This window comes from Okeania sp. SIO2F5, from assembly GCF_010692685.1.
In the GTDB taxonomy this organism is placed as follows: Bacteria; Cyanobacteriota; Cyanobacteriia; order Cyanobacteriales; family Microcoleaceae; genus Okeania; species Okeania hirsuta.
Genome location: NZ_JAAHGU010000215.1, coordinates 1 through 8,605 on the forward strand (window position 1 = coordinate 1; position 8,605 = coordinate 8,605).

At 37.9% G+C, this 8,605-nt stretch carries 4 protein-coding genes; 2 read left to right on the forward strand and 2 right to left on the reverse strand.

Annotated features, from left to right (window positions below; genetic code table 11):
* Positions 1-464: 464 nt before the first annotated feature.
* On the reverse strand, positions 465-2,630 hold the full coding sequence (locus F6K27_RS31525; protein ID WP_287278984.1) for a transglycosylase SLT domain-containing protein: 2,166 nt from the start codon (positions 2,628-2,630) through the stop codon (positions 465-467).
* A 1,122-nt stretch (positions 2,631-3,752) separates the two neighbouring features.
* Here F6K27_RS31525 and F6K27_RS31530 point away from each other — a divergent pair.
* Entirely contained in the window at positions 3,753-5,225 is a 1,473-nt protein-coding gene (locus tag F6K27_RS31530) for a leucyl aminopeptidase (protein ID WP_287278985.1), read from the forward strand.
* A 553-nt stretch (positions 5,226-5,778) separates the two neighbouring features.
* Positions 5,779-6,462 carry a hypothetical protein gene (locus F6K27_RS31535; protein WP_287278986.1) on the forward strand — a complete coding sequence of 228 codons (684 nt, stop codon included), beginning with the start codon at positions 5,779-5,781 and terminating at the stop codon, positions 6,460-6,462.
* Between the two features lie 749 nt (positions 6,463-7,211).
* Here F6K27_RS31535 and F6K27_RS31540 read toward each other — a convergent pair.
* Positions 7,212-8,507, reverse strand: coding sequence for a flotillin family protein (locus F6K27_RS31540; protein WP_287278987.1), 1,296 nt, complete (start codon positions 8,505-8,507; stop codon positions 7,212-7,214).
* Between the last annotated feature and the right edge of the window lie 98 nt (positions 8,508-8,605).

Below are 8,605 nucleotides of genomic sequence, written 5' to 3' on the forward strand. Positions count from 1 at the left end.
GCCCCTTAATATTTACTTGATTTCGGCAGCTCTAAAATTTTGTGTAAGTCCCGTAGCGATCGCTTCGACGTAAAATTATTGATTTACAAGCATTATAGTCTAATTTTACCAGTTAAGTTGTGTAAGTCTCAATAGGAAGATCGATGAACGAAAAAAGTATTGAGATGATTTGCATAGTATAAATACCTACCAAGCTACAGATTCATATACTACTTTTAATGATACGCTCTTGAAGTTCCGAATGTGGGATCTAGGATAGACGGAAGTAAGGAAGAAAGAAAAATCTGCCTTGTCTGAGTTTTAAGCTTCGGAAGGGTCAGTTATATCATGTCCGGATAATTAGCGATCAAAAAACTTTCTCCTTCTCCTCCTCTTTTTTCATTCTTGATTCCCTCCTGACTCGGTCCTTCCCCTCCTGGGAGGGGGAGGGGCGAGGGGTGGGTTGACTCCTAACTCCTGACTCCTTATTTTTTATGTTTAGCGTAATGTCTCTCCATTAACTGAGCAACTTCAGGATTATAAATTTGCAAATAATTCCAATAATTTTCAAAGACAGACTCCACATAACCCCTGGTTTCAGGATAAGGAATTTTCTCCACAAAAGCATCAGCATCATTAAATCCAAAGCGCTTTAACCAACTACTCACAGCATTCGGTCCAGCATTATAACTCGCCACTGCTAACATCGAATTATCCTTGTACTCTTGATGAGTAAAATCTAAGTAATAAGTACCTAGATTAACATTATCATTCACATTCTCTAAATCATAGCTCACAAGATTAATATTCTTAGCTGCCTCCTTACCCGTTTCTGGCATAACTTGCATTAACCCCGTAGCACCAACTACCGATTTTATCTTCGGCATAAAACGAGATTCTTGACGAATTAAAGCAGTAACTAACACAGTATTTAACTGTCGTTTGTTAGACCATTTCACAATAGTTTCCAAATAAGGAAAAGGATACAAAGTTTGCCAATAAGTAGGCTTTTCCTTTAATGCTTTATACTCAGCTATCTCCTCTGGTTTTTCCCGTTTGCTCAAGCTAGTAAGCATCCAAATACCATCTAAATTATCTCCTATACCAATCCTTAACACACCATCAGTATACTGTTGAGCAACAGTTGGACTCATCCGGTATTCAAATTCTACCTGCCATTGTTTCCAAGCATCCCGGTCTTGACCGATCTGATATAGTTCTCGCAATGTGTCAGAACCAAAAGGCAGCGGATCTCGCTTTTTAGTATGTACAACCTTTGGAGATAGAGAACGAACAGTAATAAAATCACCCACAGGCCAACCCAACATCACCGCCGATCGCCAAGCATAGTAAGAGTGGGGGTAGCGTAAAATCATATACTCGAAAGCCTTTTTAGCATCCTCTGTCTGCCCAAGTTGCTGTGCCCACTTACCTACCCAGAATCCTGCTTGTGGTGCTAACTCACTATCAGGATTATTCGCAGTTAACTCTTGTGCCCACTTCCAAGCCACTTGTAAATTGCCCCCCTCAGCAGCTTTTTCGGCCAACTCCCAGCGTAATTTAGCAGCCGCATCAGAATTCTTATACTCACTCAACAACTGTTGACGTACCTGTGAAGCTGACTTAGCAGACTCCAGTTGATCAAGTAACTTAGACTTATCAAGCATAGCTTCGGCAGCATGGCTAGGAAAATTAGCAATTACCCTGTCGAGATAAACTATTGCTTCTTTTGGATCGACCAGTCTCGACAAACGAATCAAACCCAAAGCTGTATCTTCTCCCCCATCGGGAAACTGATTAATTAATGTTTTGTAAGCTTCGCGGGACTCCTTAGTTTTTCTCCCTAACCATAAACCCCTAGCATAACGATATAGATTTTTGGGTGTTTTGGGTGCTTTCTGATATGCCAGGCCACCTGTAGGATAATCCTGCTTTTCCCAATATCCAAAAGCAATCATTTCCCAATCTTCAGGAGTTAACTGGGAGGCATATTTTGTTCTCAGTTGTTCCAATACTGTTCCATATTCCGGCACATGAAAACCATATTTAGCAATGAGCAATAACAATTGAGGTTGATTAGGATTTTGCTTCAGTTTTTCTTGAGCAATTTTTACTGTAGTGGGGTGAGCGGGAAATTTAGCGATCGCCTCATCCCAATATTCCGGTGTTTGTTTTCCTAGAGCATACAAAGCTTCTGCTACGACTGGTTCTTCTGGATAGGTTGCTAATAATTCTGACCAAGCTTTTTGTGCTTTCTCAACATCCCCGGTTAATTCATAAGCTTGCGCCCGTTTTAAGAACGCATATGGTGCTAGAACTGTATATTCTAGGTCTAAATTCTTAAGTTGAGCGATCGCCGACTCTACTTCTCCCTGTTGCATTAAATCATTAGCTAGCATATAACGTGCCCTACTGCTATTTAGAGATTTTCCTGTCTCAATAGCATCTTCCAGTTTACTCCTTCGTTGCTGGGGTGGAAGTGATACAAAATTTGTTACATCTAGCTCCGGGTTGAGCTTCTGATTTTGGATTGTGTTTTGAGAGATACTTTTGTTATTGTTTGTCAGTTCTGGTAGAAAAATTCCTAGTAACAAAGCACTGATAGAAACGCCGATCAGTATAGAAACTTTTGTTATATTTTGCTTTAGCATTTACTTATCGTCAGTTAATTAATTTTAAATTAGTTTTAGGTTTATACGAATTTGATAAATGTTTGCTACAAATGACTAGCCTTTTTATTAGGAGTCAGGAGTCAGAATAAATGGCTTCAACACCAGTTTTTAGGTCCGAAATTCTCTTTTTTTATCAAAGGGACATCTCCTGTCAAGTCTTTTAATCACACTTATTATTCGTAACATTCTTTTTTCAAAATGGTATATGATGGATGTCCAGTAAATCAAGTTATACCATTTTTATAAATGTTTGCTACAAATATTTAAGGTGTTTGGCATGGTATAAATTTTTTTTTTATATCATGTCCGTTTAATTAGTTATAAAAAACTTTCTTCTCCTGTTCCTTCTTCCTCCCTCCTGACTTGGTCGTCCTGACAGGGTTGAGCAATGGACTTTCATCAAAATTTTGACTTAGCCCCTATTAGTAATCATATCTTGGATTATTTTCTTTAGTGACCTACACATTTTCTTATTAGTTTCCGGATTGAATCTATTTTTATGCTTAATATAAGGCGTTGCTGATTTGTCCCTCGGTAACTCTTTGTTTATCTATCGATATGTTCTATTTTACATAGAGAAAAATTTATATATACTTCTGCCTAACAAGCATAGTATATCTAAAATTAATAATAGATAACTTATTGTTGGAAACTAAAAATATTCTTACATATAAAAAAATATTTACTAGGAGAAAATCAACTTAATATGAATTAAGAATAATATAACTACAGTTTAAAACTATGAATATTACATTTTCAAGTATTACGTAAAAACAAATATTAATTTTTCGATATGATGTTGCATTTTTATCTAAAAGATATAAACTTTGAGCATTATGTATGAGTAAAATGATACCTATTTAAAAGGGATTAGTATTTAGGAACTAGCTGATACCTAAAAAACCATTCCCAGTTTCAACGATCTCTTTTCTGATTATTGAAATCTATTCCCAAAATTAAGGTATATTAAGGTAAGTATTCAGGAGGAAATGCTGACATATTAACTTAATCAAAAAAATAATTAAAAAAGTAATTATCCGAGTTTGAACTCAAAAAAACGATTAAGATCATTTACCAATTACCAGTTAAAAGGAAATCAAGATGGAAATTAGAGCAATCAATACACCTCTGTTAGAATGGACCGGAGATGCGTTAGCCATTGGTTTATTTGAAGATACCAATAGCATATTAACCGGGGATATGGCCTATTTGAATGAAAAGCTGACTGACACTTTATCTGAACTAATCGAAGAAACAGAATTTAAGGGTAAAGTCAACAGCAGTGCCTCGACTCGTGTGGGCAGCAAAAAATCCATCCGTAAAATTATTATAGTGGGCTTGGGTAAATCGGAAGAGTTAAAATTAGAAACTCTGCGCCAAGCAGCAGCAACTTGTGGACGTTTGGCAAAAAAGGAGAGATGCAAAACTCTAGGCATTAACTTGCCAATATGTGACAATGCTGAAGCTACAGCTGCAGCCATCACAGAAGGCATTGAGTTAGTCCTCCATCAAGATAATCGCTTTAAATCTCAAGTGGAAGATCAAGGGCCAGATGTAGAAAAAGTAGAGTTAATCGGTTTAGCTGGCTCTGATGAGGCGATCGCCCGTGCCCAGAAAATCTGTTCTGGGGTGATCCTAGCCAGGGAACTTGTAGCAGCACCTGCTAATTCTTGTACCCCAATAACTATGGCTGAAACTGCTGAAGCTTTGGCTAAAGAGTTTGGGCTAACTATAGAAATTTTAGAACAAGAAGATTGTGAAAAATTAGGCATGGGAGCTTTCCTGGGAGTTGCTAAAGCTTCCGATATTCCACCAAAATTTATTCATATCACCTACAAACCAGAAGGTACTCCTCGTAAAAAGTTAGCAATAGTTGGGAAAGGCTTAACTTTTGACTCTGGTGGCTTAAACTTAAAGCCTTCTGGTAGTGGTATTGAAATAATGAAAGTTGATATGGGTGGAGCTGGTACAACTTTTGGTACTGTGAAGGCGATCGCTCAGTTAAAACCAGATGTGGAAGTTCACTTTATTAGCGCTGTCACTGAAAATATGGTTAGTGGCCACGCCATGCACCCTGGAGACTTCCTCACTGCTTCTAATGGTAAAACTATTGAGGTTAACAATACGGATGCAGAGGGGCGTTTAACTTTGGCCGATGCTTTAGTTTTTGCCGATAAATTAGGAGTAGATGCGATCGTTGACTTAGCTACTCTCACAGGTGCTTGTGTTGTGGCATTGGGTAATGATATTGCTGGTTTATGGAGTCCGGATGATGATTTAGCGGGGCAACTGGCGGCAGCAGCACTTTCTGCTGGTGAGAAACTATGGCGGATGCCTTTGGAGGAGAAATACTTTGAGGGGTTGAAAGCTATGCACGCTGATATGAAAAATACTGGACCTCGTCCTGGTGGTGCTATTACTGCTGCTTTATTTTTGAAGCAGTTTGTTAAAGATACACCTTGGGCGCATTTGGATGTTGCTGGTCCTGTATGGATAGATGCAGAAAATGGTTACAATAATGCTGGGGCAACTGGTTATGGCGTTCGGACTCTGGTAAATTGGGTTTTGAGTTAGAAATTAGTCAAGTGTGTAACTTTTTTTAGGTTATTGAGAAAGGAGTCAGTAGTTCAGGAGTCAGAAATTGACGTTGCTGAATGATTATGATTTTTAGGCTTTGGTGAATTATCCTGATGATTTTTGTGCTTAGGGAATAGGTTGGATGTAGGAACGTTGCGTGCAAGGTCCGTAATGATTAGTTCGTTCCTTGATTATGCAACACCCAAATATCTTAATTCATAGTTTGATTCACCAACGCCGATTTTTAGTAGTCAGTTTCTGGTTTTTTGAGTAGGTTGCTTGATGGTGGTTTTGATGAAGTTTTGCTATCTAGGTCTCTGCTTTTAAGGGGATAAAAAAAAGAGAATTCCGTATTTTCGTAGCCTCCTTATTGCAGAGGTACTGATAACTGATAATTGATAACATAAATGACCAGTTCCTCAGTAGGCAACTGGTTTAGTCTTTCTCTATCTTGTTCTAGTGGCTGGTTTTTGTTCATGGATGCGATTTTCTACCCTATTGTCTCTTTTGTCAATACTCCTCCACCTGAATCCTTACGAATAAATAAACTATGAATCAAAACGAAAAATCTTACAAGCCTTTTTCCATGTATATTAAAATAGCTTCTATTTTTGTCACTTTTTATCTTTCTCTCAGATTATTAATTTTCCCGATTATTACTAGCATAGAAACAGGAAAATTAGCTAAAATCCCTGAGATAACTCCTAGTGATGTATGCTTGCTCTTATTAATTATCCTATTTCAAACAGACTTACTAAATTTGATCAAAACTTTAAAAATAGGTAGCGGGGGATTTGAAGCTGAATTCCGAGAATTAAAACAAGAAGTTGATAAACAAAAAGAAGATATAGATACTTTACAGCAACAACAAATAGAGCTAATTCAGCAACAACAAAAGAAATTAGACTCACTTCAAACCTTTATGTTTAACTTTTTGCTTGATGAATCAAAATACAAAATTATTCATTTTTTAAATCTTTATACTGCACAAAATCTGCCTTTCTCTTTTCATGTAACTCCGAATGCAGCTATTGATTTAAGAATATTGCGAGATTTTAAATTGATTGAATTAATTGACCCAAAAAGCTACATTAGTCAAATGGAAACAGACAGTAATAGAGGAGATAAGGCTATTGATTTAACAAAATATTGTCGAGTAACTGAATTTGGTAATCAGTTCATAAAAACTAGAGCAGAACTTAAAGCTAAAGTTCAGAATACTGGAACACTATAAAACTTCAAAGCTATTGCCTTTAAACCATCAATTTTTTTCCTAATATCCAGTTATACCATTTATCAAAAGTAATGCTACACTTGGAAAGTGTCAAAATAACCCTCAAAATGGCAAAGATGATTAAAGGCTTACATCACGTTAATAAATAGTATTTAGCCAGTAGGCTAGGTTAAGCGACAGTCTAGTAGGGTGTGTTAATGAAATGTAATACCAAGCGTGAAAAAATAATGTTACGAATAGTAAGAGGAATAAAAAGACAAATGCAGGATATGTCCTTTGACAAAAAGAATAATTTACGACCTGAAAAATGGTATTGAAGCTATTGATTCTGACTCTATCCGACTGAGTTACCCTCCAGGGAGGGGTTAGGGGTGGGTTGACTCCTAAGAAATATCCTAGCTATTTGTAGCAAATATTTATTAATTTGGTATAACGCACCGCTTATCTCAAATGTTTTGGTGCGTTACGCTACTGGACTGACTAAGACACCATTTAAGGTGTGTCAGTCTAGTAGACATCTGGTAAAAATAAAAATAAAATCAATTATTATCCATAAATTATCAATTATTCCCCTCCAGGGAGGGGTTCGGGGTGGGTTCCCTGTTGCTTTCCGGATCTGTTGCCTGTTGCCTCTTTTCTGGAGATGTCCAGTAGGGTGCGTTAATGAAATGTAACGCACCGCCTATCTCAAATTTTTCGGTGCGTTACGCTACCGCTAACACACCCTACTGGACTGACTAAGGCACCATTTAAGGTGTGTCAGTCCAGTAGTTTCTGGGTGTCTCGATATCCCCATCTCGCCTACTCCCTATATCTCGATCGCTTAAATTATTGACCGTAGCAGCTACATCAATACCAGTAGTTTGCTTTAACTCTTCAAAAAAAGCAGCCATTTTTGTCGCATTGCTTCCACCTTGAGCATTAATTACGGTAACATTATCCACGTCAACTTCTGGCACAGTAGATACCATAATCTTCAGCAACTCTTCCAACTTCTGATATAGAAAAACTTCTCGTGCATTTGCACCAGCAGCTTTCCAAGATTCTGCCAACTTCTTAATACCCTCTGCTTGTGCCTTTCCTGGTTCGACAATAGCAGCAGCATCTCCCTTGGCAGTAGCGATCGCTCGTTTACATTCAGCTTCTGCGGGAGCAACTACATCTGCCTGTAACTGTTGTGCAACTTGCTTAATACGCTCATTCTGCACTGCTACTTCAGCCTGAGTCCGCGCCACCTCTGAACCAATATCAGCCTCCGCTTCTGCCACCACTGCTTGCCGTTTTGTCACCGCATCTTGAATGCGCCTTTCAGCTTCTGCACGAGCTACAGCAATTTTCGTTTCAATCTGTTTGAAAGAAGTATTTTTTTGGTTTTCTGCTTCTCGAATAATTGATTCTGCCTGGGTTTGTGCTTCAGCAATACGAGAATCTCGTAACAATTCAGCTTGTTGTTTTCGACCAATAGAATCAAGATATCCTACATCATCAGCAATATTCTGAATTTGTAGAGTATCCAAAACTAAACCTAATTTTTCTAGGTCGTCTTCTGCTTCCTCCAGCAAGCTTTTGGCAAAAGCAATTTTGTCTTCATTGACTTGTTCTGGTGTCAGAGAAGCTAACACACCACGCAAATTTCCTTCTAGAGTTTCCTGGGCTAATTTTTCAATTTCCTGGCGAGTTTTGCCTAACAGACGCTCGATCGCGTTATGAATAGTAGGTTCTTCACCAGCAATTTTGATATTTGCCACACTCTCGACGGTGAGAGGAATACCACCTTTAGAGTAAGAATTATTAACCTTAAGTTCAATAATCATATTACTCAAGTCCATGCGGAAAGCTTGTTCTAATAGAGGGACGCGAATGCTACTACCTCCCTTGACAAGACGATATCCAACTTTTTTATCGCTGTCTCCAACACGGTGACGACTTCCAGAAAAAATTAGGACTTCACTTGGTTGACAAATATAGTAAAGGTTGCGAATGACAAAGACACCTGCACCAGTACCAAGACCGAAAACTGCCAGTAACGCTAATACTATTTCCATGATTTTTTTTACTCCGTTATTTTAGTGATTTAAGAAGGAAAAAGGAAGAGGGAAGAAGAAAGAATAATATCATGTCCGGATAATTAGTTATAAAAAAA

Excerpts from the sequence above, each read along its gene's own strand:
- F6K27_RS31530 (WP_287278985.1), top strand. The coding sequence starts at position 3,753 with ATGGAAATTAGAGCAATCAATACACCTCTGTTAGAATGGACCGGAGAT.
- F6K27_RS31535 (WP_287278986.1), top strand. The coding sequence starts at position 5,779 with ATGAATCAAAACGAAAAATCTTACAAGCCTTTTTCCATGTATATTAAA.
- F6K27_RS31525 (WP_287278984.1), bottom strand. The coding sequence starts at position 2,630 with ATGCTAAAGCAAAATATAACAAAAGTTTCTATACTGATCGGCGTTTCT.
- F6K27_RS31540 (WP_287278987.1), bottom strand. The coding sequence starts at position 8,507 with ATGGAAATAGTATTAGCGTTACTGGCAGTTTTCGGTCTTGGTACTGGT.